The sequence below is a fragment of the Variovorax endophyticus genome (genome assembly GCF_025376855.1).
Classification (GTDB): domain Bacteria; phylum Pseudomonadota; class Gammaproteobacteria; order Burkholderiales; family Burkholderiaceae_C; genus Variovorax.
Genome location: NZ_JAHUTH010000018.1, coordinates 48116 through 73220 on the forward strand (window position 1 = coordinate 48116; position 25105 = coordinate 73220).

24 protein-coding genes are annotated in these 25105 nt (G+C 70.2%); 10 read left to right on the forward strand and 14 right to left on the reverse strand.

The window, feature by feature from the left end:
- Positions 1–18: 18 nt before the first annotated feature.
- The 6 genes from KV106_RS22705 to KV106_RS22730 form a co-directional block, all read right to left on the reverse strand.
- On the reverse strand, positions 19–738 hold the full coding sequence (locus tag KV106_RS22705) for an ABC transporter ATP-binding protein (protein WP_057594876.1): 720 nt from the start codon (positions 736–738) through the stop codon (positions 19–21).
- Positions 735–1490: an ABC transporter ATP-binding protein gene (locus KV106_RS22710; protein ID WP_057594875.1), complete on the reverse strand. Its 756-nt coding sequence runs from the start codon at positions 1488–1490 to the stop codon at positions 735–737. Before KV106_RS22710 ends, KV106_RS22705 begins: the two co-directional genes overlap by 4 nt.
- Positions 1487–2779: a branched-chain amino acid ABC transporter permease gene (locus KV106_RS22715; protein WP_261212514.1), complete on the reverse strand. Its 1293-nt coding sequence runs from the start codon at positions 2777–2779 to the stop codon at positions 1487–1489. Before KV106_RS22715 ends, KV106_RS22710 begins: the two co-directional genes overlap by 4 nt.
- A gap of 17 nt (positions 2780–2796) precedes the next feature.
- Positions 2797–3738 carry a branched-chain amino acid ABC transporter permease gene (locus KV106_RS22720; protein ID WP_208509039.1) on the reverse strand — a complete coding sequence of 314 codons (942 nt, stop codon included), beginning with the start codon at positions 3736–3738 and terminating at the stop codon, positions 2797–2799.
- Positions 3739–3854: 116 nt separating this feature from the next.
- The gene (locus KV106_RS22725) at positions 3855–5120 is read right to left on the reverse strand and encodes a branched-chain amino acid ABC transporter substrate-binding protein (RefSeq protein WP_261212517.1); all 1266 of its coding nucleotides are present in this window, start codon (positions 5118–5120) and stop codon (positions 3855–3857) included.
- A 49-nt stretch (positions 5121–5169) separates the two neighbouring features.
- Positions 5170–5961 (reverse strand): SDR family oxidoreductase, encoded by a 792-nt coding sequence (locus tag KV106_RS22730; protein WP_261212518.1) that lies wholly within the window; start codon positions 5959–5961, stop codon positions 5170–5172.
- A 217-nt stretch (positions 5962–6178) separates the two neighbouring features.
- On the opposite strand from KV106_RS22730, the gene KV106_RS22735 reads away from it, so the two are divergent.
- The 3 genes from KV106_RS22735 (at position 6179) to KV106_RS22745 (ending at position 9949) form a co-directional block, all read left to right on the forward strand.
- Complete coding sequence (locus tag KV106_RS22735) at positions 6179–8203, forward strand: helix-turn-helix domain-containing protein (protein WP_261212520.1); 2025 nt, start codon at positions 6179–6181, stop codon at positions 8201–8203.
- A 100-nt stretch (positions 8204–8303) separates the two neighbouring features.
- Positions 8304–9041 carry a type IV toxin-antitoxin system AbiEi family antitoxin gene (locus tag KV106_RS22740; RefSeq protein ID WP_261212521.1) on the forward strand — a complete coding sequence of 246 codons (738 nt, stop codon included), beginning with the start codon at positions 8304–8306 and terminating at the stop codon, positions 9039–9041.
- Entirely contained in the window at positions 9038–9949 is a 912-nt protein-coding gene (locus KV106_RS22745; RefSeq protein WP_261212522.1) for a nucleotidyl transferase AbiEii/AbiGii toxin family protein, read from the forward strand. Before KV106_RS22740 ends, KV106_RS22745 begins: the two co-directional genes overlap by 4 nt.
- Before the next feature lie 26 nt (positions 9950–9975).
- Here KV106_RS22745 and KV106_RS22750 read toward each other — a convergent pair whose 3' ends face one another.
- The 3 genes from KV106_RS22750 to KV106_RS22760 are packed head-to-tail and all read right to left on the reverse strand — an operon-like array spanning position 9976 to position 13367.
- Positions 9976–11304: a sulfatase family protein gene (locus KV106_RS22750; protein WP_057594869.1), complete on the reverse strand. Its 1329-nt coding sequence runs from the start codon at positions 11302–11304 to the stop codon at positions 9976–9978.
- Positions 11305–11335: 31 nt separating this feature from the next.
- A complete protein-coding gene (locus KV106_RS22755) occupies positions 11336–12322 on the reverse strand; it encodes a Bug family tripartite tricarboxylate transporter substrate binding protein (RefSeq protein WP_057594868.1) in 987 nt (328 codons plus the stop codon).
- 37 nt (positions 12323–12359) lie between these two features.
- Positions 12360–13367, reverse strand: coding sequence for a Bug family tripartite tricarboxylate transporter substrate binding protein (locus KV106_RS22760; RefSeq protein ID WP_261212524.1), 1008 nt, complete (start codon positions 13365–13367; stop codon positions 12360–12362).
- Between the two features lie 143 nt (positions 13368–13510).
- On the opposite strand from KV106_RS22760, the gene KV106_RS22765 reads away from it, so the two are divergent.
- From KV106_RS22765 to KV106_RS22780, 4 genes are all read left to right on the forward strand, one after another.
- Positions 13511–14062 carry a MarR family winged helix-turn-helix transcriptional regulator gene (locus tag KV106_RS22765; RefSeq protein ID WP_409976549.1) on the forward strand — a complete coding sequence of 184 codons (552 nt, stop codon included), beginning with the start codon at positions 13511–13513 and terminating at the stop codon, positions 14060–14062.
- A 45-nt stretch (positions 14063–14107) separates the two neighbouring features.
- A complete protein-coding gene (locus KV106_RS22770; RefSeq protein WP_261212525.1) occupies positions 14108–14836 on the forward strand; it encodes a hypothetical protein in 729 nt (242 codons plus the stop codon).
- A gap of 76 nt (positions 14837–14912) precedes the next feature.
- Positions 14913–15575, forward strand: a complete 663-nt coding sequence (locus KV106_RS22775; protein ID WP_261212527.1) for a suppressor of fused domain protein — start codon at positions 14913–14915, stop codon at positions 15573–15575.
- A 7-nt stretch (positions 15576–15582) separates the two neighbouring features.
- Positions 15583–16785, forward strand: coding sequence for a DUF418 domain-containing protein (locus tag KV106_RS22780; protein ID WP_261212529.1), 1203 nt, complete (start codon positions 15583–15585; stop codon positions 16783–16785).
- On the opposite strand, the gene KV106_RS22785 is transcribed toward KV106_RS22780, so the two are convergent.
- The 5 genes from KV106_RS22785 to KV106_RS22805 form a co-directional block, all read right to left on the reverse strand.
- Positions 16782–17654 carry a class I SAM-dependent methyltransferase gene (locus KV106_RS22785; protein WP_261212531.1) on the reverse strand — a complete coding sequence of 291 codons (873 nt, stop codon included), beginning with the start codon at positions 17652–17654 and terminating at the stop codon, positions 16782–16784. The two genes, KV106_RS22780 and KV106_RS22785, sit on opposite strands and share 4 nt — an antisense overlap.
- A gap of 79 nt (positions 17655–17733) precedes the next feature.
- Positions 17734–18126 carry a YbaN family protein gene (locus tag KV106_RS22790; RefSeq protein ID WP_261212533.1) on the reverse strand — a complete coding sequence of 131 codons (393 nt, stop codon included), beginning with the start codon at positions 18124–18126 and terminating at the stop codon, positions 17734–17736.
- A 29-nt stretch (positions 18127–18155) separates the two neighbouring features.
- Positions 18156–19238, reverse strand: a complete 1083-nt coding sequence (locus KV106_RS22795; protein WP_409976550.1) for a mechanosensitive ion channel family protein — start codon at positions 19236–19238, stop codon at positions 18156–18158.
- Positions 19239–19243: 5 nt separating this feature from the next.
- Positions 19244–21520: an FUSC family protein gene (locus tag KV106_RS22800; protein ID WP_261212534.1), complete on the reverse strand. Its 2277-nt coding sequence runs from the start codon at positions 21518–21520 to the stop codon at positions 19244–19246.
- The gene (locus KV106_RS22805) at positions 21520–22566 is read right to left on the reverse strand and encodes an inositol monophosphatase family protein (protein ID WP_261212536.1); all 1047 of its coding nucleotides are present in this window, start codon (positions 22564–22566) and stop codon (positions 21520–21522) included. The genes KV106_RS22800 and KV106_RS22805 overlap by 1 nt, the downstream gene beginning before the upstream one ends.
- 194 nt (positions 22567–22760) lie before the next feature.
- Here KV106_RS22805 and KV106_RS22810 point away from each other — a divergent pair, with 194 nt between their 5' ends.
- The 3 genes from KV106_RS22810 (at position 22761) to KV106_RS22820 (ending at position 25105) form a co-directional block, all read left to right on the forward strand.
- Positions 22761–23492, forward strand: a complete 732-nt coding sequence (locus tag KV106_RS22810) for an RNA methyltransferase (protein ID WP_057594859.1) — start codon at positions 22761–22763, stop codon at positions 23490–23492.
- 82 nt (positions 23493–23574) lie between these two features.
- Positions 23575–24345, forward strand: a complete 771-nt coding sequence (gene cysE, locus KV106_RS22815; RefSeq protein ID WP_057594858.1) for a serine O-acetyltransferase — start codon at positions 23575–23577, stop codon at positions 24343–24345.
- Between the two features lies 1 nt (position 24346).
- Positions 24347–25105, forward strand: coding sequence for a DUF4303 domain-containing protein (locus KV106_RS22820; RefSeq protein ID WP_261212539.1), 759 nt, complete (start codon positions 24347–24349; stop codon positions 25103–25105).

Here is a 25105-nt window from a genome sequence, read left to right on the forward strand (position 1 = left end):
AGGAGGGGTGGCGCCGCGTCAGACCGCGAGCCACTCCGAGACGAGTTGCTGGTCGGCCTTGAGCGCCTGCGGCGTGCCCTCGAACACGATGCGGCCGTGGCCCATCACGCAGACCCGGGTCGAGACCTTGAGCGCGATCGCGAGCTTCTGCTCGACCAGCACCACCGACAGCCCCTTGCGGTGCATGTCGACGATGCATTCGCCGACCTGCGCCACGATCCTGGGCGCCAGGCCCTCGGTGGGCTCGTCGATCAGCATCAGGAGCGGATTGCCCAGCAGCGAGCGGCACATGGTCAGCATCTGCTGCTCGCCGCCCGACATGCTGCCGGCCTTGGTGTTGCGGCGCTCCTTGAGGCGCGGGAAGTAGTCGAACATCTGCTCGACGGTCCAGCGGTGCGCGCCGGGTACGGCGCGCTGTTCGCCCATGCGCAGGTTCTCGTCGACCGTGAGGTTGGCGAACACCTCGCGCTCCTCGGGCACGTAGCCGATGCCGGCACGGCACACGGCATAGGGCCGCGCGCCGGCCAGCTCGCGCTCGCGCAGCCGGATGCTGCCCGCGGATGGCGGCACCAGGCCCATGATGGCCTTCATGGTGGTGGAGCGGCCCGAGCCGTTGCGCCCGAGCAGGCTGATGACCTCGTTGCGCCCGACGCGCAGGTCGACGCCGTGCAGCACGTGGCTCTTGCCGTAGTGGACGTGGAGGTCCTCGACGCTCAGCAGCGTATCGGTCGTGCTCATGCCGCCACCTCCTCGCCGAGATAGGCCTCTTTCACGCTGGCATTGGCGCGGATCTCCTGCGGCGTGCCGGTGGCGATCACCTGGCCGTAGACCAGCACGCTGATGCGGTCGCTCAGCGAGAACACCACGTCCATGTCGTGCTCCACGATCATCAGCGCGCGGCCCTTCGTGACCTCGCGGATCAGCTCGGCCGTGTAGTGCGTTTCCTCGGTCGACATGCCGGCCATCGGCTCGTCGAGCAGGATCACCTTCGGGTCGGAGGCCAGCGTCATCGCGATCTCGAGCGAGCGCTGTTCCGAATAGGCCATCTCGCCCGCGATCGTCGCGGCGCGTGCGTTCAGGCGCACGAGTTCGAGCAGCCGTTCGGTCTCCTCGCGGATGGCGCGGTCGCGGTCGATGAAGCGCCAGAAGACGTACTGCAGCCCATGGCGGCGCATGACCGCGAGGCGGATGTTCTCGAACACGGTGAGCTTGGGAAAGATGTTGGTGATCTGGAACGAGCGCGCGAGCCCGAGCCGGTTGATGGCCTGCGGCGTGCGCCCGGCGATCGACTGGCCGTCGAACTGGATGCTGCCGGCCGTCGGCGCGAGCTGGCCCGAGATCAGGTGGAACAGCGTGGACTTGCCCGCGCCGTTGGGGCCGATCAGCGCATGGCGCTCGGCGCCCAGCAGGTCGAGGTCGACGCCGCGCATGATCTCGGTGGGGCCGAAGGACTTGCGCAGGCCGCGGATGCTCAGGATCGGGTCGTTCATGCGGCGCCTCCGGTGCGCTCGGCGAGGGGCGCGGCCTGCGCCGCGAGGGGAGCCTCGGCTTCGCGTTGAGCCAGGGTTCGCAGCCGTTGCCGCGCGAAGCGCGCGAGCAGCCCGCCGACCGCGAGCAGCGCGAGCGGCACGGCCCAGGTCGCGAACGACAGCGGCAGCCAGGCGCGGCCCAGGAACTGGATCGGCGGCCAGCCGCCACCCGGTTGCAGGTTGGCGAGCGAGCGGTAGTCCTGCGAGAAGGCGCGCTGCAGCATCTCGATCGCGAAGGCGCCGCCGAAGCTCAGCAGCAGCGCCGCGCCCACCGACAGCGCCACCACCGGCAGCAACCGGGCCAGGCCGAAGCGCTGGCGCAGCCGCGCGGTGGTGCCCACCAGCCCCGCGAGGCCGGCCGGCATGAACATCATCACCAGCACGAACAGGATGCCCTGGTAGAGCAGCCACGAGCGCGTGAGGTCCGACACGGCGTAGCCGAAGAAGGTCATGAGCGCGGCGCCCAGCGCCGGGCCGAGGAACACCTGCACGCCGCCGATGTAGGTGTTGAGCACCACCGCGGCCGACAGTGCGGGATCGAACACCACGTAGTTGGCCGATTCGTTCGACACCACCTGCAGCCCGCCCGCGATGCCCGAGAACATGGCCGAGACCGCGAACACCAGCACGCCGAGGCCGTGCACGTTGTAGCCCAGGAAGCGCAGCCGGTGGCTGTTCTCGCGCAGGCCGCAGGTCAGCCGGCCCAGCGGCGTGCGGGTGTAGAGGTACAGCAGCGCCAGCGACAGCAGCACCCAGCCCAGCGTGAGGTAGTAGACCTCGGTGGTCGTGCCGAAGCCGAAGCCCCAGGCCGGCATGCGCATGGTCGACACGCCGGCCTCGCCGCCGAACAGGCCCTTGAGGTGCGGCGCCAGCGAATGGATCAGCTCGGCGATGGCCAGCGTGATCATCGCGAAGTAGGTGCCGCTGCGCTGGGTGGCGAACCAGCCCGCGATGCCGCCGATGGCCAGGCCGCAGACCGCGCCCGCCAGCGGCATCAGCGGCGTGGGCAGCAGGCCGGCGCCGCCGAGCGCGTTCATCGCATGCACGGTGCCGAAGGCGCCGACGCCGAAGTAGGCCGCGTGGCCGAAGGACAGCATGCCGGCCTGGCCGCACAGCAGGTTGTAGGCGCTCGCGAACAGCGCGGCGATCAGCATCTGGATGGCCGCGTTGAGCAGCCCCTGCGACAGCAGGAAGGGCAGGGCCAGCAGCAGCGCGACGCCGGCGGCGAGCAGGGAGAGGGTGGTCTTCATCGTCTCGGCCCTCCCGCTCAGTTCTTCTCGCCCATCAGCCCGCTCGGCCGCACCAGCAGGATCAACAGCATCAGCGCGAACGGAATGGTGGCCGACAGGCTCGAGAGCTTGAGCGTCATCAGCCCGCCGACGCCGCGCGCCCAGTCGCCCGCGCCGACCAGCGCGAACAGGTCGGCCAGGCTGCGGTCGATGCCCACGGCCAGCGAGGTGATGACGCCGATCAGCAGCGAGGCCAGCATCGCGCCGCCCAGCGAGCCCAGGCCGCCGACCACCACCACCACGAACACCATCACGCCGAGCTCGAGCGCCATGTTGGGGTTGGTGGTGTAGAAGGCACCGGCCACCGCACCCGCCAGGCCCGCGAGGCCGGCACCGACGCCGAACACGCCCATGAACACCAGCGGCACGTTGTGACCCAGCGCCTCGGCCATGCGCGGCTTGTAGATCGCCGAGCGCACCACGATGCCGACGCGGGTGCGCGTGAGCAGCAGGTAGATGGCCACGAACATCGCGATCGCGATGCCGCCCATCAGCAGGCGGTAGGCCGGGTACTGCGCGCCGCCGATGGCGAAGGCCGGCACATCGAGCGTGGGCGGGATGCGGTAGTCGACCGGGAAGTTGCCGAAGAACAGCTTGATGGTCTCGGCGATGATGAACGACAGGCCGAAGGTCAGCAGCAGCTCGTGCGCATGGCCGTGGTGGTGCACGCGGCGCAGGAAGAAGCGCTCGACCACCACGCCGATCAGGCCGACCAGGATCGGCGCGGCGATGACCGCGGCCCAGAAGCCGATGGTGCCCTGCAGCGTGTAGGCGAAGTAGGCGCCGAGCATGTAGAACGAGGCATGCGCGAAATTGAGCACGCCCATCATTCCGAAGATGAGCGTGAGGCCGGCCGACACCATGAACAGCAGCAGTCCGTAGACGATGCCGTTCATGAGCGAGACGATGAGCTGGTCCATGGGTGTCCTTGCGAGCAGCCGAGGCTGCGCCGGCGGGACGCGCGCGTCCCGCCGGGGAGGGGATTCGGGGAACGGGGCCGCGCGGCGCGGCCCCGGGGAGAGGAGCGCGCGGGCGCTCAGCCCGGGCGCTTCATCGCGCAGCTCGACTGCGCGGGCGTCGAGGCTTCCTCGGCCGTGAAGCGCTTCACCGGCTTGAAGCCCATGTCGGTGTCGTCGGCCTTGTAGCGCGCGTCCTTGGTCACGGTCGACACCACCATCGGCAGCAGCGCCTGGTGGTCGGCGGCGCGCATGCTCATCTCGCCCATCGGGGTCTTGATCTTCGCGGTCTCGATCGCGCGGGCCAGCGCGTTGACGTTGAGCGCGCCGTTCTCGGGCTTGGTGCGCTTGAGCGCATCGGCCACCATCGCCATGCCGAACACGGTCTGCGGCTCGATGAAGGCCGGCGCGTGGCCGGTCTTGGCCTTGTAGTCGGCCACGAAGCGCTCGCCCTCGGCACCGGCGGCCTCGGCGTTGAAGGTGTGGGCCACGAAATGGCCGACCGCGAGATCGCCCGCGTTCGCGATGTTGCCGGGCTGGTCGAGGAACACCGTGCCGAAGCGCACCTTGAGGCCGGCCGACTTCGAGGCCTTCATCAGCAGCAGCAGGTCGTTCGACCAGTTGCCGGTGAGCACCGAGTCGGCCTTGGCGGCGCTGATCTTCGCCACGTAGGGCGCGAAGTCCTGCACCTTGTTGACGTCGTGCAGGGTCTTCTCCACCACCTGGTAGCCGCCGGCCGATGCGTTGTCGACGATGGCGCGCTCCATGTCCTGGCCCCAGGAGTAGTTCTGGTTGATCGAATAGACGCGGGTGCCGAGCGCGTTGGCCTGCTTCATCGCGCTGACCAGCGCCTTGGTGCGGATCTGCGCGTCGCCGCTGAAACGGAAGTGGTGGAAGTTGCACTTCTCGCCCGTGAGCTCCAGCGCCTCGGCGCCCACGTTGATGTAGATCATCTCCTTGCCGGGATTGCGCAGGTTGTACTTGCGGATGTCCTCGGTGATCTGGCCGCCGATGGCCGAGGAGGCGCCCTGCACGATCAGCTGCACGCCGTCGGCCGCGGCCGCCTTGAGCTTGTCGGCCGCGCCCGCGGGGCCGCCCTGGTTGTCGTACTCGAGCAGTTGCACCGGCTCGCCGTTCCAGCCGCCGGCCGCGTTGATCTGGTCGATGGCGAAGCGCACGGCGGTGCGGTAGGCCTGGCCCGACGAGGCCTGCGGGCCCGACAGCGTTTCGAGCACGCCGATCTTCACGGGCGCGGCCGAGGCACCGGCCGACAGCAGGGCCAGCGAGCAGGCCAGGGCCGACGCGGCGGCGTTGAACGAGAGGGGGAAGGGGGCGGATCTGCGCATTGATGTCTCCATGCTTCTTGAAAAAAAGGGGTGGGCCGCTCGTCGGCGTTCAGAGGTATTCCATGTTCCCGTCGACGCTGATCGCCTGGCCCGTGAGGTTGCGGGCCGCGGGCGAGCAGAGGAACAGCGCCATCGCCGCCACGTCGTCGAGCGTCACCATGCGGCGCAGCGAGATCTTCTGCAGGTACTCGGCGCGCATGGCCTCGACCGACACGCCCGCGGTGGCGGCGCGCGCGCCGATCACGCTGTTCATGCGCTCGCCCTCGACCGTGCCCGGCAGGATCGCGTTGACGCGCACGCCATGCGGGCCGAGCTCGATGGCCAGCGACTTCATGAGGCCGACGATGGCCCACTTGGTCGATGCGTAGGGCGTGCGGAATGGATAGCCGAGCCGGCCCGCGACCGAGCTCATCGCGATCAGGCAGGGGTTGGCCTGCGAGCGCCTGAGCAACGGGATCGCGCGCTGCGCGAAATAGAACTGGCTGTTGAGGTTGACCGCCACCGTGCGCTCCCAGTCGCCGCGCTGCAGGTCCTGCAGCGCGCCGGTGGGGCCCGCGATGCCGACGTTGTTGATCAGCACGTCGAGCCCGCCGAGCGCGCCTTCCACGTCGTCGAACACGCGCGCCACGTCCTCGGGCACCGAGGCGTCGGCCATGCTCGAGGTGATCTCGGGCGCCTCGCGTGCCATGCGGTCGAGCGCGAGGCGGTCGATGTCGCAGACATGCACGCGCGCGCCGGTCTCGCGAAAGGCCAGTGCGATGGCCGCGCCGATGCCGGACGCGCCCGCGCTGATCAGCACCCGCAGGCCAGGCGCGGGCCGCAGTGAATCGATGATGCTCATGGGTTCCTGTGGTGTCTCGTTGTGTCCATGCGGGCGCCATGGCGCTCTCGCTTCACGGTCAGTGTCTTGAAAGCACCGCTTCAAAACTATGTGCGTCGCGCACACTGGACACCCCCTCCCGATGTGATGCGGTGTTCGCGATCGCCATCGCGGCGCCAGGGGAGAGGGATCGGACCCATGGGCATGGCCGCATCGTTCTGCTAGCCTTCGCGGCCCTATGTCATCCCTGTCCACCGAACGACCGCGCGCGGCGGGCTCCTCGCGCGATGCGAGCGAGCAGGCGGCCGACGAGATCGCCGCCGAACTGATCGGCCTGCTGCACCGGAATGCGCCCGCGGAAGAATTCGCCGGCCGGCTCGCGGCCGTGGAAGCCCTGCCCGATGCATTGCGGCGCAAGTCCAGCCTGGTCGAGCTGGTGCGCATGGCGATGGCGTTGCGCAACCGGCTCGAGCTGCACGAGCAGCGCGAGCGCGGCATGCTCGCGGTGATCGAATCGGCGCAGGACCTCTCGGGCCGGCTCGACCTCACGGGCCTGCTCAAGACCATCGTGAAGCGCGCGCGCCACCTGATGGGCTCGCACCTGTGCTGGCTCACGGTCTACGACAGCGCGACCGGCGCCTTCCAGGTGGTGGTGGCCGACGGCGCGATCTCCGACCGCACCGGCCGCATGACCGTCGGCCGCAACCTCGGCATCGCGGGCATCGTGATGACGACGCGGCTGCCCTTCTTCACGCCCGACTACCTGCACGACAACCGCTTCGCGCACGACCCCACGCTCGACGACATCTTTCGCGACGAGGGCGTGGCCGCGCTGGTGGGCGCGCCGCTGATGCGCGACGACGAGGTGATCGGCCTGCTGTTCGTGGCCGACCGCTACCACCGCACGCACACGGCGCTCAACGTGTCGATCCTCTGCACGCTGGCCGCGCATGCGGCGGTGGCGATCGAGAACGCCAAGGCCTTCGCCGAAGCGAAGGACGCGCTCGCGCATGCCGACCAGGCGCGCGGCGAGCTCGAGCGGCACGTGCGCGACGTGCAGGGCGCGGCCGAGGCGCACGAGCAGCTGACCTCGCTGCTGGCCAAGGGCGCGTCGCTGGGCGCGCTGTGCGAGTCGATCGCGCAGCTGCTCAACGGCGGCGTGCTGGTGCTCGACGAGGCCCACCAGGTCATCGGCCGCGCGGTGGCGCCGGGCTACGAGGGCGCGGCGGCCGATGCCTACGCGCCGAACGACGAACACAGTGCCGCGCTCGCGAAGGCGCTGCGCGAGAGCCGGCAGGCTGGCCGCTCTGTGGTGGCCTACGAGCGCGACGGCGAGCTGTGCCGCGCCATCGCGGTGCTCGGCGGCAACGAGGTGCTCGGTGCCGTGCTGCTGTTCCGGCACCAGGACCTGCGCGAGACCTCGCTGCGCACCTTCGAGCGCAGCTCCAGCATCATCGGCATCGTGCTGCTGTCACAGGAGCGCGTGGAGGCCGGCAAGAGCCGCGAGGTGGCGGCGCTGCTGCGCACCCTGATCTCGCCGCGCCAGGACGAGCCCGCGCTCACGCGCGACCGCGCCGAGCGCTTCGGGCTCGATCTCTCGCAGCCGATCTCGCTGATGGTGGTCGAGATGGCCGAGCCCCGGCCCGGCTTCTGGGCCCGGCGCCTGCGCGCCGGCGCGCCGATGACCGAGCAGGTGTTCGACGAGGTCGACGGCGCGCTCGCCATCGTCTGCGCCGCGACCCGCGCGCAGGACGTGCTGGAGGCCGTCACCGCCTTCGCGCGGCGCGAGCTCGGCGATGCCTACCGTGGCGTGCTGTCGCGGCCCGTGCAGTCGCCGGCCGAGATGCCCGCGCTGTACGCCGCGCTGCGCCGCGCGCTGCCCGTGCTGGGGCGCCTGGGCATGCGCGGCGCCATCGTCGGGCAGAACGAGATGGCGCTCTATTCGGTGCTGTTCGAGACCCACGACCAGGGCAGCCTCAACACCTTCCTCGACGCCACCATCGGCGCGCTCACGAGCCACGACAGGAAGCGCGGCGCGGAGCTCACGTCGACCCTGCTGGCCTACTTCGACTGCAACCAGAACGCCAAGACCACCGCGGCGCGCATGGGCATCCATGTGAACACCGTGCGGCAGCGGCTCGCGAGCGTCGAGGAACTGCTGGGGCATTGGGGCAGCGCGAGCCGGGCGCTGGAGATCCATGTGGCGCTGAGGTTGTGGAGCCTGGGGATGTCCAGGACGACCGTGGGGTCCGAGGCGACGTGAGCGGATGATTTCGATTTTTCCGTGAAATCGTAGTCAAACTACGATAAATGGGATAATTCGAAGTCTTGCCGGTGCTTCGAATTGTCTGAATAATCGTAGTGTGACTACGATAAATCGGTCAAAACTAAATGCTCTCTTGAGCCAGCTGCCAGGCGGAACCCCCGTCACGACGGAGGACCTGGCGCGCGAGGGTATCTCCGGCGACCTCGCCGTCCACTATGTGCGCGCGGGATGGCTGGTACGGCTGGCGCGCGGCGTGTACTGCCGTCCCGACACGCCCTTGCAGCGCGACCCGAGCCTGCTGCTGCTCCAGCGCCAGATTCCCGGCCTGCATGTGGGCGGCAAATCGGCGCTCGACTGGCACGGGGTGCGCCACCATGTTTCGCAGGCGCCGATGCTGCATCTCTACGGCCTCGAGTCGGCCAGCCTGCCGGACTGGTTCACCCGGGTCTTCGCCGCTGACTACCACCGCAAGCACCTCTTCAGCAGCGATGTCACCGGCATGCGGCACGCGGGCCCTTTCGAGGGCCGTGCCGAGGCGCCGAACGTGTCGGCGCCCGAGCGCGCGTTTCTCGAATTGCTGAGCGAGGTGGGCGTGCGCCAGCCGCTGGCGGAGGCGCGCGAGCTGGCGGAGGGCGCCTACGGCCTGCGCCCCTCGGTGCTCGCGGAACTGCTGCGCCAGTGCACCAGCGTGAAGACGGTGCGCCTGTGCCTTCAGCTCGGACGCGAGCTGTCGCTGCCGTGGGTGAAGAAGCTCGACCCAGCCAAGCTGCCGACCGGTGGCGACCGGCCCTGGGTCGGCCAGACCCGCGAGGGCCTGCTGGTCCTGAAGTCGTGAACGAGATCTACCTGCGGACCGCACGCCTGCTGACGCAGGTCGCGCCCCTGGTCTTCGAGGACGACACCTTCGCGCTCAAGGGCGGCACGGCCATCAATCTCTTCGTGCGCGACATGCCGCGGCTGTCGGTCGACCTGGACCTCGTCCTGCCCGACCACACGCTGTCGCGCGAAGCGGCGCTCGACACGATCAAGACGCGTCTCGGCAAGGCCGCCGCCACGCTCGGGCGCAGAGGTTTCCAGACCCGTCTCGCGGGCGCGCCCGATGCGGGCGAGAGCAAGCTCCTGGTGAAGCGCGACGGCATCGAGGTCAAGGTCGAGGTCAACTACGTGATGCGCGGAACCGTGCGACCAGTCGCCCTCACGGGGCTGGGTGTCAAGGCGCAGGAAGTGCTGCAGGCCGAGCTGGAAATCCCGGTGGTATCGCTCGAAGACGTCTATGGCGGCAAGCTGGTCGCCGCCATGGACCGCCAGCATCCGCGTGATCTCTTCGACGTGATGCAACTGCTGGCGCACGGCGGTATCACCGATGGCATCCGTCGTGCTTTCGTGGTCTATCTGGCGAGCCACAACAGGCCGATCGACGAGGTCCTGTTTCCGCCGTTGCGCGACGTGCGCCAGGCGTTCGAAAGCAACTTCGTGGGCATGACCACCGAGCCCGTGGAACTGGATGCGCTGCTGGCCGCGCGCGACCGGATGATCGCCACGCTCCAGCAGGGCCTCGATGCGGACGAGCGGGCCTTCCTCCTGAGCCTGGCCAATGCCGCCCCCGACTGGGAGCGGCTCGATGTGCCGCATCTTTCCGGGATGCCGGCCATCCAGTGGAAGCTGCAGAACCTCGTGAAGCTGAAGGCCTCGAACCCGGCCAAGTTCGAGGCGCAGTCGAAGGCGCTGGCCGAGAAGCTCTAGTCCCGCCAGGCTCAGCGCGCCGCAACTCAGCGCTGCGGCATGTCTTTCACCGAATACCCCAGGCTCACCGTCGCATCCTCCGGAATCGGCGGCATGGTCGCGTTCCAGGCGAGCCAGTCCTCGCGCATCGCCGCGAGCCGTTCGGGCTCCTGCTTCGCGCGGTTGGCGCGCTCGCGCTCGTCCGCGGGGATGTTGAACAGGTACTCGTTGCCGTCGACCTTCAGGTACTTCCAGTCGCCGTCGCGCAGCGCCTGCTGGCCGCGGTGGTTCATGCGCCAGTGCAGCGGGCGGCGGAAGCCGTGCTTCGCGTCTTTCAGCACGGGCATCAGCGAGACGCCATCGAGCGGATAGGCCGGGTCGGCCTGCACGCCGGCCGCGTCGAGCATGGTGGCCGACCAGTCCATGGTCAGGCAGTGCTGGGCGCTCTCGCCGCCGGGCGCGATGACGGCGGGCCAGTGGGCGATCCAAGGCACGCGGATGCCGCCTTCGGTCAGGTCCATCTTGCCGCCGACCAGCGGCCAGTTGTCGGAGAAGCGTTCGCCGCCGTTGTCGCTGGTGAAGACCACCAGCGTGTTGTCGGCCATGCCGTGCTTCTCGAGCGCGGCCATGATCCAGCCGATGCCCTCGTCCATGTGATGGATCATGCGGCGGTAGACGTGGATGTTGCCGCCCGCGAGGTCGAACAGGTTGTCCTTCACCAGCGGCGCCTTGTCTGCATCGTCGCGTGTTTCCCACGGCCAGTGCGGCGCGGTGTAGTGCAGGCTCAGGAAGAAGGGCTTGGCCTCTTGCGCAGGCTGCTGCGCCATGCGCTCGACGAAGTCGACGGCGCGCTTCGAGAGGATGTCGGTGAGGTAGCCCTCTTCCTGCTTGTCTTCCTCGCCGTACCAGAGGTCGTGGCGGCCGCTGGAGTCGCAGTGGGTGAAGTAGTCGACGCCGCCCGACATCGGGCCGAAGAACTCCTCGTAGCCCGAGCGCAGCGGGCCGAAGCTCGGCGGGTAGCCGAGGTGCCACTTGCCGATCAGCGCGGTGCGGTAGCCGCTGGCCTTGAGCAGCGAGGGCAGGGTGGGATGGTCGACCGGCAGGCCCAGCGTGCTGCTGCCGCGGCTCTTGCTGTTGATCGGCTCCTCGGCCGCGCCGCGCAGCCGGTACTGGTAGCGCGCCGTGATCATCGCGAAGCGCGTGGGCGAGCACACGGGCGAGTTCGCGTAGCCCTGCGTGAGCTTGAGGCCGTTGGCGGCGAGGCCGTCGAGCACCGGCGAGACGGGGCCGAAGACGGCGTCGCGGCCGCCGTAGCAGCCGAGGTCGGCATAGCCGAGGTCGTCGGCGACGATGAAGATGATGTTGGGTCTTGTCATGGTGTCGAGGGCCCGATGGGCCGGGAAAGGGTCAGGGCTGGTAGCCCGATTTCTGCACCACCGGGCCCCATTGCAGCCGGTAGGCCTTGAGCATCGCGGCGGTCTGCGCCTGGGTGCTGACCACCGGCGTCATCTTCGAGTCGGTGAATTTGCGCACCGTGTCGGGGTCCTGCATCACCTCGCGGATCGCGGTGGCGAGGCGCTCGACCTTCTCGCGCGGCATGGTGACGGGCGCGAAGAAGGTGTTCCAGCCGCTGGCCGCGAGGTCGAGGCCGGCTTCCTTGAAGGTGGGCACCGAGGGCGCGAAGGGCGAGCGCTTGGCGCCCGAGATCGCGAGGATGCGCAGCTTGCCGCCGTCGTGCTGCGGGATCACCACGTCCTCGGTGTCGACCGCGATCGGCACCTGGCCGCCGATCAGGTCGTTGAGCAGCGGCGCCGAGCCGCGGTAGCCGATGACCTGGGTCTGGACCTTGGCCTTCTCGCCGACCATGAGGCCGAAGAAGTGCGGCAGGCTGCCGGTGGCCGGCACGCCCACGTTGGCCTGCTGCGGGTTGGCGCGCATCCACGCCAGCAGGTGGTTGAGTTCGCGCACCGGCAGCGTGGGCGACACGGCGAGCGCGAAGTCGTAGTCGTTGACGTGCGACACCGGCACGAAGTCGCGTTCGGCGTCGTAGCCGTTGTCCTTGAAGACGAGCGGCGCCACCACCATCACGGCGGGGTTCGCGAGCATCAGCACGTTCTGGTTCGCGGGCGTGACCTTGACCTGCTGCGCCGCGAGACGGCCGCCCGCGCCGGGCTTGTTGTCGACGATGACCGGCACGCCGAGCTTGGACGCGAGCTTGTCGCCGACGATGCGCGCGACGCGGTCGGTGGCGCCGCCGGGCGCATAGCCGACGACGATGCGCAGCGGGCCGTCGAGCGGCTGTGCCGCGGCGCCGGTGGCGGCGAGCGCCGTCGCGAGGCCGGCGATGGCCATCAGGCCGGCGAGGCGGCGGGTGATCTTGTGTTTCGGGTGCATGGGTTCTTCCTCCTTTGCGTTTGATGGATGTAGGGGGTCAGTCGTTGGCCTGGAAATTCACGGCTTTCATGATGCCGGCCCAGCGTGCCGTGTCCTCGCGCATGGTCTTCACGAGCGCGTCGCCCGTGTCGGCCACCGGGTACATGCCGTTCTGCAGCAGCATCTGGCGCACCTCGCGCTTGTTGACGGCGCGCGCGAACTCGGCGCGCAGTTTCTCGACCACGGGCTGCGGCGTCTTCAGCGGCGCGTAGTAGGCGAACCAGGCGGTGGCGACCACGTCCTTGTAGCCGGCCTCGACGAAGCTCGGCAGGTTGGGCATCAGCGGCGAGCGCTTCTCGCCGCTGGTGGCCAGCACCTTGACGCGGCCCGAGGGCAGCATCTGCTGCGCGCCGCCCACGGTGTCGAAATAGACCGGCACGGTGCCGCCCATCACGTCCTGCCGCGCGGGCGTGGAGCCGCGGTAGGGCACGTGCACCATCTTCAGACCGGCCGCGCGGTTGAGCATCTCGCCGAGGAAGTGCGAGGGCGTGCCGGCGCCGTACGAGGCGAAGCTGACCTTGTCGCCCTGCGCCCTGGCCCAGGCGATGAACTCGGGCAGCGTGTTCGCGGGCACGTCCTTGTTGAGCACCAGCGCGAGCTCGAAGCGTGCCGCGTTGAGGATCGGCACGAAGTCCCTGATCGGGTCGTAGGAGAGGTTGCGGTAGGCGCTCGGGAACATGGTCATCATGCCGGCCGTGCCCAGCAGCAGCGTGTGGCCGTCGGGCGGCGCGGTCTTGACCGTGTCCACCGCGATGCGGCCGGCCGCGCCCGAGCGGTTGTCGACGATCAGCGGGCCGAGGCTGTCACGCACCTCGTGCGCGATGGCGCGCGTGAGCACGTCCTGCGTGCCGCCCGCGGGCACGCCGATCAGCACCTTGATCGGCTGGCCCGGCGCGAAGCCCTGGGCGCGCGACAGCGCGGGCGCGAGCGCGAGGCCGCCGAGCGCGGCGACCAGCCGGCGGCGGCCGGGAGCGGGCAGGTGGGAAGCGTGCGTGGGGGAAGGCATGGGGCGAAGTCTCCGAATGGCGCCGTTCTGGCGGGTCGTGTGCCCGCGGCTGCGGACGATTCTGGAGACGCTACAGTCGATTGATCAAATCAACCATTCCCCGGATTTACCCGCGCGAGATGCCCATGCCCGCCGAAGTGCCCGTGAAAGCGACCGCCCGCAAGCCGGCCAAGGCCACCGCGAGGACGGCCGTGGACGCCGGCGCGGCGCCGCGCCGCCCGCTCGACGACCTGCTGCTCTACCGCCTCTCGCGCCTGCTCGCGGTGGCCGGCAGCATGGTGATCCGCCTGTGCGAGGGCCGCTTCGGCATCACGCGCCGCGAATGGCGGCTGATCGCCACGCTCGCGAGCCGCGGCGAAGTGGGCTCCTCGCAACTGGCCGAGCATGCGCAGCTCGACCGCGCGCGCACCTCGAAGGCCGTGGGTTCGCTGGTGGCCAAGAAGCTGGTCTCGCGCGTGGCGCGCGCGGGCGATCGGCGGCAGGTGCGGCTGCGGCTCACCGACAGCGGGCAGGCGCTCTACGACGAGCTCTTTCCGCTCGTGACGGCGATCAACGGCGAGCTGATGGGCGCGCTCGATGCCGGCGAGGCCGAGCGCTTCGACGCGGCGCTGCACCGGATGCAGGAGCGGGCCGAGCGCATGGTGGCGCAGGCGGTGTTGCCGAAGGCGGACCGGGGCAGGCACGCGGTGCGTTGAGACCGGGTGACCGGGCACGGCGATCCAACGAGAGAAGAGGACATCATGTTCGAGAAGATCAAGGCGCTGTTCGGCGCGCGACCGGCGGCAGTAACCACGCAGGCGCCAACCCCAACTCCAACGCCGGCAGCGGCGGCGCCCCACGCCCCCGCCCCGCCCGACGAGTCGGTGCGGCTGCTGTCCGCCGACGATCCGGCGAATCCGTTCGTCTTCGAGGGCTACGACTGCGCGGCCTTCGCGCGGTCGATGATCTCCACCACCAAGGACCCGGGCATCGCGGCCCAGTTCTCGGCCGGCCGGACGGACCCGGGTTCGGCCCACATCGGCCAGCTTCCCGCGCAGGCCGTGGCGCTGGAATGCAGCCTGGCCTACGACTCGAAGGAGTCCCCGACCGAAGGCGTGCTGTTCAAGGCCTCGGCGATGGAGGAGAAGTGGGACATCTATCTCTACGGCGGCCGCCTCTATTTCGCGCGCAGCTGGACGGCCGCGCTGGCTTTCGTGGCCGAGTTCGAGATGGGCGAGGGACGGCTGAGGATCCCGCGCGTGTGGGCATCGGCCGGCAACGAGGCGCTCGCGGTTCGGCAAGTGGACTACCTGATCAAGAGCCACCTGCAACGGCGCGTCGTGCCGCATCCGCTGCCGGCCGGCTTCGAGCGCGATCCCCACACGGTGGGGCTCTATTCGTTCAGCCAGTACGGGCGCGTCTGCTGGTTCGGCACCTTCGCCGACACGCTGGTCGACCGGCCCCTGAAGGCCACCGGCGCGACAGCCTGAGCCACTTTCCGTCTTGGACGCGGGGCAGAATGGCCCGAGACCGAGACCCGGTCGGCAAACCACGAGGAGCAGCCCGATGAGTTCGATGGAAGAAGTCTGGAAATACCGCGAGGAAGTCCTCTATCCGCAGCTCTTCGGCGAGAAGCGCAAGGGCATCTTCGTGCTGGGCCCCGACGATTTCTCGGCGCTGGGCGCGCAGGACATCGATCCGCGCTGGCTGCACCTGGGCGTGTTCGAGTTCGAGCCCACGCCGCTGCGCAACTCCTGGCTCTACGCGACCTCGGGCGGCTCGACGCCCTGGGAGGGCGAGCCCGCCGACTACGACCCCGAGGACTACTCGTGGATCGGCTCCGAGCTCGTGCTCGAGGTGCCGTCGCAGGCCGGCGAGACCTGGCCGGTCAAGCTGCTCCAGAAGCTGCTGGCCTACAACGTGTTGCTCGCGCACGGCCGCTTCGGCGAGGACAAGCCGCCGCTGGACTACGGCGACCGCATCCCGCTGGGCGGGCCGATCGGGCAGAAGGCCGCCTCGGCGCTGCGCCATGTGGTGCTGGCGCAGCCGAAGCACTATCCGGCGACGGCGCAGCTCGACTCGGGCAAGTTCGATTTCCTGCATGTGGTGGGCATCTCCGACACCGAGCGCGACTGGGCCAAGGCGCGCAGTTCCGAGGACCTGCTGCGCCTGCTCGAGGTGCACGGCCATTGCCCGGTGACCGATCCCCGACGCGCGCCGGTGGTTTGAGCGCCGCATGGGAGGAGCCAGCGAGGCCGAAGCGCCGCAGCGCCAGACCACGGTCGATGCGCTGCGCGGCTTCGCGCTGCTGGGCATCCTGGTGGTCAACATCGCGACCTTCGCCTCGACCTACTACGGCACGGGGCTGCCCGATCCGCTCGCGAATCCGCTGCCCGAGCGGCTCGCGGTGTTCGTGCGCACCTTCGTCTTCGAGACCAAGTTCTACCTGCTGTTCTCGTTCCTGTTCGGCTACAGCTTCCTGCTGCAGAAGGAGGCCGCGCAGCGCGCCGGCCGCGCCTTCGCGCCGCGCATGGCGCGAAGGCTGCTGGGGCTGTGGCTGCTGGGCGTGGCGCATGCGGTGCTGCTCTATCAGGGCGACATCCTCACGACCTATGGCGTGATCGGCCTGGTGCTGCTGTTGCTGCACCGGCGCGGCGACCGCTTCCTGCTGGGCGCCGGCATCGCGCTGGTGCTGGGCACCGCGCTGCTGTGGGCCGCCTTCAGCGCGCTGCTGTCGTTCGCGCTGGGCGGCGGATCGATGGACCTGCGCAGTGCCTACGCGGAAGCCGCCTCGGCGCTGGCGGCCTACCGCGGCACGCCGATGACGGTGATCGTGCAGCACCTGCGCGAGCTGTCGCAGATCTGGTGGCTCACGGCGCTGGTGCAGGCACCGACGGCGCTCGCGATGTTCTTCGCGGGCTTCGTCGCGGGGCGGCATGCGCTGCTGGCCGATACCGGCGCGCGGCTGCCGTTGTTCCGGCGCCTGCTGGCCTGGGGGCTGGCGGTGGGACTGCCGGGCGCGGCCTTCTATGCCCAGTCGGCGCTGCGCGTCGATGGCGCGGTGCGCGATTTCCTCGGGCTCTCGGTCACGCTGCTCACGGCACCGTTCCTGAGCGCCGCCTATGCCTGCGCGCTGGTGTTGCTGTTCCGCACGCCGCGCGGCCGCGTGCTCGAAAGCTGGCTCGCGCCCGCGGGGCGCATGGCGCTGTCGAACTACCTGCTGCAGTCGGCGGTCTGCGCCTGGCTGTTCCTGGCCTATGGGCTGCGCTGGATCGGCGCGACGCCGCCGCTCGCGGCGATGGGGATCGCCTTCGCGATCTTCGGCTGCCAGCTGCCGCTGAGCCGATGGTGGATGGGGCGCTTCGCCTACGGGCCGGTCGAGTGGCTGCTGCGGGCGTTCACGAATCTCGCGCTGCCGTCGATGCGCAAGGGCGCCTAGGACCCCTGGACGCTTGCGACCAGCAGGTCTTCCGCGCCATCGGGCGGACGCAGGCCATCGCTTCGATCCGCGAAATAGCGCCCGCTCAGGTCGGCGGCCGAGACATGCGTCGCTTCGGCAAAGCCCGCGTCGCGTGCGAGCGCCACGGCTTCTTGCGGCGCGAAGAAGCTCACGAAGGGCGTGCCGCTGGCGCGCGCGCCCTTGACCGCCATCTCGAGCCCGGGACGCACGGCGGGGTCGGCCATCTCGAGCGGCAGCAGGAAGCTCATCGCGAAGCGCGTGCCCGGCGCGAACGACGCGACCTCGCGCAAGGTGGCCTGGTTGGCCTCGCGGCTCAGGTACATGCTGACGCCGGTCGAGACCACGATGGCGGGCCGCTTGGCATCGAAGCCGGCGGCCGCGAGCCCGTCGCGCCACGAGGCGCCTGCCTCGAAGTCGACCGGCACGAAGCGCAGCCCCTCGGGCAGCCCGAAGCCCAGTTCCCGCAGGCGCCGGTGCTTCCAGGCCTGTGGGCCGGGCCGGTCGATCTCGTAGATGCGCAGGTGCGACGCGAGCTCGGGGCGGCGTTGCGCGAAGCTGTCGAGGCCGGCGCCGAGGATCACGTACTGGTCGGTGCCGAGGGCTGCGTGTTCCGCGACCAGGTCCTCGATGAAGCGGGCGCGCGCCACGATCGACGCGCGGAAGGGGCGGGTGAAGTCCGGGTCCATGTCGCCACGCTCGCGCCAGCCGGGCGGCGGGTCCAGCAAGCGCAGGCCGATCCGATCGTCGAGCACATGCGGCGGCGCGTCGGCCTCCACATGCAGCGCACGCCAGAGCGCGACGCGCGCGGCGGTGCTGTCGGGGGCGGCGTCGATGTCTTCGGTCTTCATGTCGTTCTTCCTTTCTGGCCGACGCTGGCGAGTCGGATGGCGTAGGGCGGGAAAACGGGGAAACGCGGAGGGGCGCGGTTCAGGGCGGTGGCAGCGGCCGCGACCACAGCCAGGCCAGCACCACCGCCATGCAGCCGATCGCGAGCACCGCGGTCCAGGCCCGGTGCGCGGTGTACGAGACGATCACGGCGCACAGCGCCATGGTGACGGTGGCGCTCCACTTGGCGCGCCGGCTCACGGTGCGGCCGTGGGCCCAGTTGTGCAGCAGCGGCCCGAAGATGCGGTGGCCGAGCAGCCAGGCATGCAGCCGCGGCGAGCTGCGCGCCGCGGCCCAGGCGGCCAGCAGGATGAAGACGGTGGTCGGCATCCCCGGCACCACCACGCCGATGAGGCCGAGCGCCAGGCACAGCACCGCGAAGGCATGGAGCAGGGCGCGTACCAGCGGACCTTTGGGTTCGGGGTCGGGCTTCAACGCGGCACGCTCGGAATGGAAGGCGCGGCTCAGGCCACGGCCTGCGGCTGCAGCGGGCCGGGCTCGCGCTCGGCCGGGTGGTCGTTGCCCACGCGCACCTTCGGCAGGTGCTGCGGGTACTCGCGCTGCATGAAATCGATCAGCCCCTCGCGCACGTTGCAGCGCAGGTCGAAGGCCATGCCCGAGGTGGCGGCGGTGCACAGCACGCGGATCTGCATGGTGCGCTCGGTGGCATCGGTCACGCGAAGGTTGAAGAAGCGGCCGTCCCATTCGGGCGAGGCCTTCACGATGCGCTCGACCTCGGCGCGCAGCGGCGCCAGCGGCATGCCGTAGTCGGCATAGACGAACACCGAGCCGAGGATCTGCGAGGAGTGGCGGGTCCAGTTCTGGAACGGCTTCTCGATGAAGTAGGTCAGCGGCAGGATCAGCCGGCGCTCGTCCCAGATCTTGAGCACGACGAAGGTGCCGGTGATCTCCTCGACGCGGCCCCATTCGCCCTCGACCACGAGCACGTCGTCGATGCGGATCGGCTGCGCGAGCGCGAGCTGCAGGCCGGCGATGAGGTTGCTGAACACCGGCTTGGCCGCGAGGCCGGCCACGATGCCGATCACGCCGGCCGAGGCCAGCAGGCTGGCGCCGACCTGGCGCGCGCCCGGGAAGGTCATGAGCATCATGGCGCCGCCGGCGATCACCACCACGGTCATGGCGGTGCGCGCGAGCACGCGGGTCTGGGTGAGCACGCGGCGCGCCTGCAGGTTGTCGGCAATGTCCGACGGATGCTGCGCGAGCACGCCGTCGGCGAAGCCGCCGATGGCCTTGAGCGCGAGCCAGGTGGTGGCCGCGATCAGCAGCAGGCCGTTGAGGTGGCGCACGCTCGCGATGTAGCGCAGGTCCTCGGGCGTGGCCTGCCACACCATCTGCAGCGCGATCAGCGGCAGCACCACGCGCGCGGGGGCATGGCAGGCCACCACCAGGGCGTGGATGGCGGGCGCGGGGCGCGTGATGCGCTTGAGCACCATGCCGCCGATGCGGTGGACGACGAGGGCGACGGGAACGGCGATGACGGCGGCCAGCCAGGTGCCGAACCAGGGATGGGAGAGGATGGATTGCATCAAGGTCATGCCGATGCGAGTCCCGAAGCTTCCTGTTCGTTCAATGCTTGAAGAATTCGGGCCGCATCGTCGCGCACCTGGGTCGCGAGCGCGGTCGCCAGGTCGAGGCGGCGCAGCAGCCAGGGGCTGATGTCGTTGTCGAAGGGATCGGGCAGCGGGATCGGGCCGCCGACGGCGGTGGAGGCCGTGCTTTCGGGCTGCGAGGGGCCCGAGGTGGGCACCGCGCCGATCGCGGCCTCGATGCGCTGCGTGGTGCGCGCGAGCGGCCCCTCGACCTCGCCGGGCGTGAGGCGGTCGCGCCGCAGCACCAGCATCGACTTGACCGCGCTGAGCTGCGCCAGCAGCTGGTAGCTGTGGGCCTGCAGGTGCTCGAGCGGCTCGACCGGCGGCTGCACCGCACGCGGTTCGGACAGCGAACGCTGCGTGGCCTGCACCAGCGCCGAGAGGCTGTCGAAGGCCTCGCGGCGCGCCAGCCGCCATTCGAGCTCTGGGCTGCTGTCGACGGTCTGCAATTGGCCCAGGCCCAGCGCGAGCCGCGCATGGCGCGCCTGCGCGGTCAGCACGCGCGCCACCAGCGCCGGAATCTGGCCGCGCTCCCACGAGGGCAGCACGTAGCAGAAGGCCCAGGCGAGCGCGGCGCCGATCAGCGTGTCGGCGATGCGCTCGAACAGCGCGAACAGCGGCGCCGCGCCGGTGTTGAGCATGTGGGCCTGCAGCAGGCCCAGCACGGTGGCGGCCACCGCGGTGATCAGGTAGCGCCGCACCGCGAAGCTGTGGGCGATGGCCTGCGCGATGGTGAGCACGGCCAGCAGCCCGAGCGCCGAGAGATGGGCAGACAGCAGGCCGACCGCGAGCACGCAGCCCAGCAGGGTGCCGGCCACGCGGTGGTTGCGCCGCTCGAGCGTCTGCGAGAGGCTGCCGCGCAGCACCACCACGATGGTCAGCAGGATCCAGTAGTCGTGCGAGCCCCAGGGCATCGACACCGCGACCGCGTAGCCGGCCGCGATCGCGAGCGCGGCGCGGATCGCGTGGCGCAGCGGTGGCGCGTCCCAGCGCCACAGGGTGAAGAAGGGGCGCCACGACCAGTCGGTGGGGCTCACGAACATCTGCCAGTTGGCGCGCACCACGGCGAGGTTGGGCTCGGCATCGCCGCGCGCCATGGCCGACAGGCGCAGCACCTCGTCGTTGATGTGGCCGATGCGGCTCGCGAGGCCGCGCGCGAGCATGGCGGCGTTGGGGCCGGGCAGCACCGGATGCGGATGGCCGGCCGAATCCTCGCCGTCGACGTGGATCGCGGCGAGGCGCGGCCGGCGGTCGGCCACGAGGTGCGGATGGCGGCCCATGAGCAGCGCGTCGGCCAGCGCGATCGTGTCCTCGGCCAGCTCCTCGAGCACGCAGCGCATCTCGACCAGCGCATCGGCATGGGCGGGATGGGTCTTGAGCGCGTCGAGATCGAGTTCGCTCGCGAGCAACTGGTCGCGCATCTCGAGCACGATCACCAGCATCGCGGCCAGCCGCTGGCGGCGCGGCGTGCGCGGCGACTCGAGCACGATGTCGCGCGTGGCCTGCAGCTGGTCGGCCAGCGCGGCCTGTTCGCGCAGCAGGCGGCCCAGCATCGGCGCGGGGGTCTCGCGCACGTCGCCGGTCTCGTCCTTGGGCGTGAACTGGCTGGCCTCGGTGCGCATCAGCGCGGCCAGCGAATACAGCACGTCGGCTACCGACTGCACGCGAAAGCGCGTGTTGAGGATCAGGTTGGCGAGCACCGACCACAGCACGTACAGCCCGGCGCCGAGGCCGAAGTGCCAGGTGCGCTCGATGGCCTCGGCCATGCCGTGCGGCGTGGGCGTGGCCATCGAGAAGATCATCGAGAACATCACGGCGATCGCGATCGGGATGCCGCGCTTGCCCCAGGCCATGGCCAGGAAGGCGAAAAAGGTGGCCGGCACCAGCAGCAGGCCGAGCCGGATCGGCGCGGCGTGCAGCATCTGCACGGCGAAGAACAGCGGCAGCCCGATCAGCGGCGCCGGCAGCATCTGCCAGAACTTGCCGCGGCGCGGGCCCGGCAGGTCGGGCGGCGCGGTGACGATGACGCCGACCGCGGCCGAGGAGGCCGCGACGGTGCCGAGCCAGAAATGCACGCCGCCCGAGATGAACAGCAGGCCGAGCGCGACCGTGAGGCCGCTGGCGACGTAGTGGCTCAGCGCGATGCGCAGCGCGGCGCGCAGGCGCTGCTGCAGCACCGAGGCCTGGGTCTCGCCGCCGATGGCGCGGGCCCCTGCCATCACTTGGCGGAAGCGTCGCCCTCGAACGGGCCGGTGGCGGCGGGGGCGTCGCGGCGGATGCGGGTGAGCTTGCGCTTGGCCGGGGCGGCGGTGGCGGGCGCCTCGGCGTCTTCCGCGGGGCCCATCTCGGTCACGGTGCTGCGCGCGTAGATGTCGGCCGAGCCCTCGGCCTGCGGCTTGCTCGCGGCGGCGATCGCGCGCACGCGGTCGCTGGCGCGCAGCTTGTCGTCGACGCTCGCGAACTTCGAGTACTTGGCCAGCAGCGGCACGAGCTGGCCGTAGATGCGCGGCGCGCCGGCCAGGCATTCGCGCTGGTCGATGAAGTCGGGCTCGCCCGTGAAGTTGCCGATCAGGCCGCCGGCCTCGGTCACCAGCAGCGAGCCGGCCGCCACGTCCCAGGGGTTGAGGCCGGTCTCGAAGAAGGCATCGGTGTAGCCAGCGGCCACGTAGGCGAGGTCGAGCGCGGCCGCGCCGGGGCGGCGCAGGCCGGCCATGCGCGGCATCAGGTCGGCCATGATGGCCAGGTACTGCTTGAAGTTGTCGCCGGTGCGGAACGGGAAGCCGGTGGCCACCAGCGACTCGGACAGCCGGGTGCGCTTGGAGACGCGGATGCGGCGGTCGTTGACGTAGGCGCCGCGGCCCTTGGTGGCGGTGAACAGGTCGTTGCGCGTGGGGTCGTAGACCACGGCCTGCTCGATCTTGCCGCGCACCGACAGCGCGATCGACACGCAGTAGAACGGGAAGCCGTGGATGAAGTTGGTGGTGCCGTCGAGCGGATCGATGATCCAGACGTAGTCGGAATCCTTGGCACCGTGCTCGGAGCCCGATTCCTCGGCCAGGATGCCGTGCCCCGGATACGCCGTGAGAAGCGTTTCGATGATGGCCTGCTCGCTCGCGTGGTCGATCTCGGTGACGAAATCGTTCACATGCTTCTGGGAGATGCGCACGGCCTCGACGTCGAGCGCGGCGCGGTTGATGATGGCGCCGGCGGCGCGAGCGGCCTTCACGGCCACGTTGAGCATGGGATGCAGGTTGGGGGACGACATTCTGAATTGTGAGCGTGAGCGGAACGCCTGCGCGGGCCCGGCAAAGGCCCGGGCGGCCACGGCTGTCGTTCCTGACTGACTGGAAGAACTGGGGGGTGGGTCCCTGAAGGACCCGGAAACCGGCCCGGCGATGCGGGCGGCGAGAATCGGGGGATTTTACCGGCTCGGCCGCTCCCTGTCTCCCCACCCCCTCCATGCGCACCCGTTTCATCCTGATCCAGACCAGCCACGCCGGCAACGTGGGCGCCGCCGCCCGCGCCATGAAGACCATGGGTTTCGGCGAACTCGTGCTGGTCGCGCCGCGCTGGGCCAACGTGCTGCGGCGCGAGGAAACCATCCAGCGCGCGAGCGGCGCGCTCGACGTGCTGGCCAATGCGCGCATCGTCGAGACGCTCGACGAGGCGCTCGACGGCGTGACCCACCTGTGCGCCACCGCGATGGTGCCGCGCGACTTCGGCCCGCCCACGCGCACCCCGCGCGAGCACCTGGGCCCGCTGGCCGCGCGGGGCGACGAGCACGTGGCCTTCCTGTTCGGCTCCGAGCGCTTCGGCATGCGCAACGAGGACGTCTACCGCTGCCACGTCGCGCTGAGCATTCCCACCGACCCGAACTTCGGCTCGCTCAACCTCGGCGCCGCGATCCAGGTGATCGCCTACGAATGGCGGCTCGCGCTCGGCGGCTTCGCGGCGCGCGACGCGGTCGCGCCGCCGCCGGCGGCCGATGCCCAGGCCGTGGCCGGCATGCTCGAGCATTGGGAGCGCTCGCTGGTGGAGGTGGGCTTCCTCGATCCCGAGGCGCCCAAGAAGCTGATGCCGCGGCTGCAGCAGCTGTTCAACCGGGCCCAGCCCACGGCCGAGGAGATCCACATCCTGCGCGGCATCGCCAAGGCGATGAGCGAGGCCGCGGCCGGCAAGATCCGGCGCTAAAACCCCATCGTCCGTACGCGATGAGGCCCGGCTATAGACTGCGCGGCCCCTATCGTCATAACCAAAACATACGAAGGCAGCGATGTTCTCTCGCCTGCGCGCCGACATCCGGTGCATCCTCGAACGCGACCCCGCCGCGCGCAGCGCCTGGGAGGTGCTCACGGTCTACCCGGGCCTGCATGCCGTGGTGCTGCATCGCTGGGCCCACGCCTGCTGGAACCATGGCTTCAAGTGGCCCGCGCGCTTCATCGCGCACATGGCGCGCTGGCTCACCGGCATCGAGATCCACCCGGCCGCCAAGATCGGCCGCGAGGTCTTCTTCGACCATGCCATGGGCGTGGTGATCGGCGAGACCGCCGAGGTCGGCGACGGCTGCACCATCTACCAGGGCGTGACCCTGGGCGGCACCTCGCTCTACAAGGGCACCAAGCGCCATCCGACGCTGGGCCGCAACGTGGTGGTGAGCGCCGGCGCCAAGGTGCTGGGCGGCTTCGTGGTGGGCGACGGCGCCAAGATCGGCAGCAACGCGGTGGTCATCAAGCCGGTGCCGGCGGGCGCGACCGCGGTCGGCATCCCGGCGCGCATCATTCCCTCGAAGGCCGGCGAGAGCGCCGACGTGACCGTGCCGCAGAAATTCACCGCCTACGGCATCACGCAGGACGACGACCCGCTGAGCCAGGCGCTGCGCGGCCTGATCGACAACGCCTCGAGCCAGGAGCACCAGATCGCGCTGCTGTGGCAGGCGATCGAGAAGCTCTCGGCCCATCCCGGCACCAGGGATTGCGTGCCCGGCGACGCGGCGCGCGACGAGTGCTTCGAGGCGGAGAAGCTCACGCAGCTGGTGGGGAAGTGATGTGAGCTGGGCGCTGTTCCATCGTTTCGAGGACGAGCGGCCCACCGACTTCCACGAGTTGCGGCAGTTCGGCAATTCGCTCTGGGCCGCGAGCGGCAAGGTGCAGACCTGGGGGCGCTCGAGCGTCGCCGAGTTCGCCAGCCCCCAGGCCGCGATGGAGGCCCTGGCGCAGCGCAGCAGCGAGATCGAGGCCCAGGGCTACGTGCGGGTGCGCCAAGGCATCCACGACCCGGCCCGCGTCGACTTCGTGCTGCTCACGACCGAGATCCGCGAGGGCGCCCGCCGCGCCTTCGAGGCCATTCGCGCGGCCGAGCCCGAGCGGACCTTCCGGCTTTTCGCGCTGGGCAGCGACGAGAGCGCGATGACGATCGTGCATGCCGCCAGCGACCTCGCCCTGGGCGAACCGGGCGAACCGGGCGAGATGGAGGACGAGAGCGAGATCTGGAGCTCCGGCGAGTGGTCCCACGACGATGGCGGCGAGTTCCTCGACATCGCCTACCGCATGATCCTGGCCTGCCACCGCGAGGACCTGCCCTGCGGCGTCGATTTCGACGTGCTGCACGACGGCCTCTTCGAGGCCTGCATCGCCGCGATGGCGCAGCTCGATGGCGAGGGATTCTTCGGCACCGGCGCCGCACGCGAGGAGGTGGTGCTGCTGTGCCAGGTCGAGGGCGGCGAGGACATGGAAGGCTCGGTCGCCCGCCTCAACACACCGCGCGTGGCGGGCCGGCTTCGGCGCTGGATCGAGCTCTGCGGATGA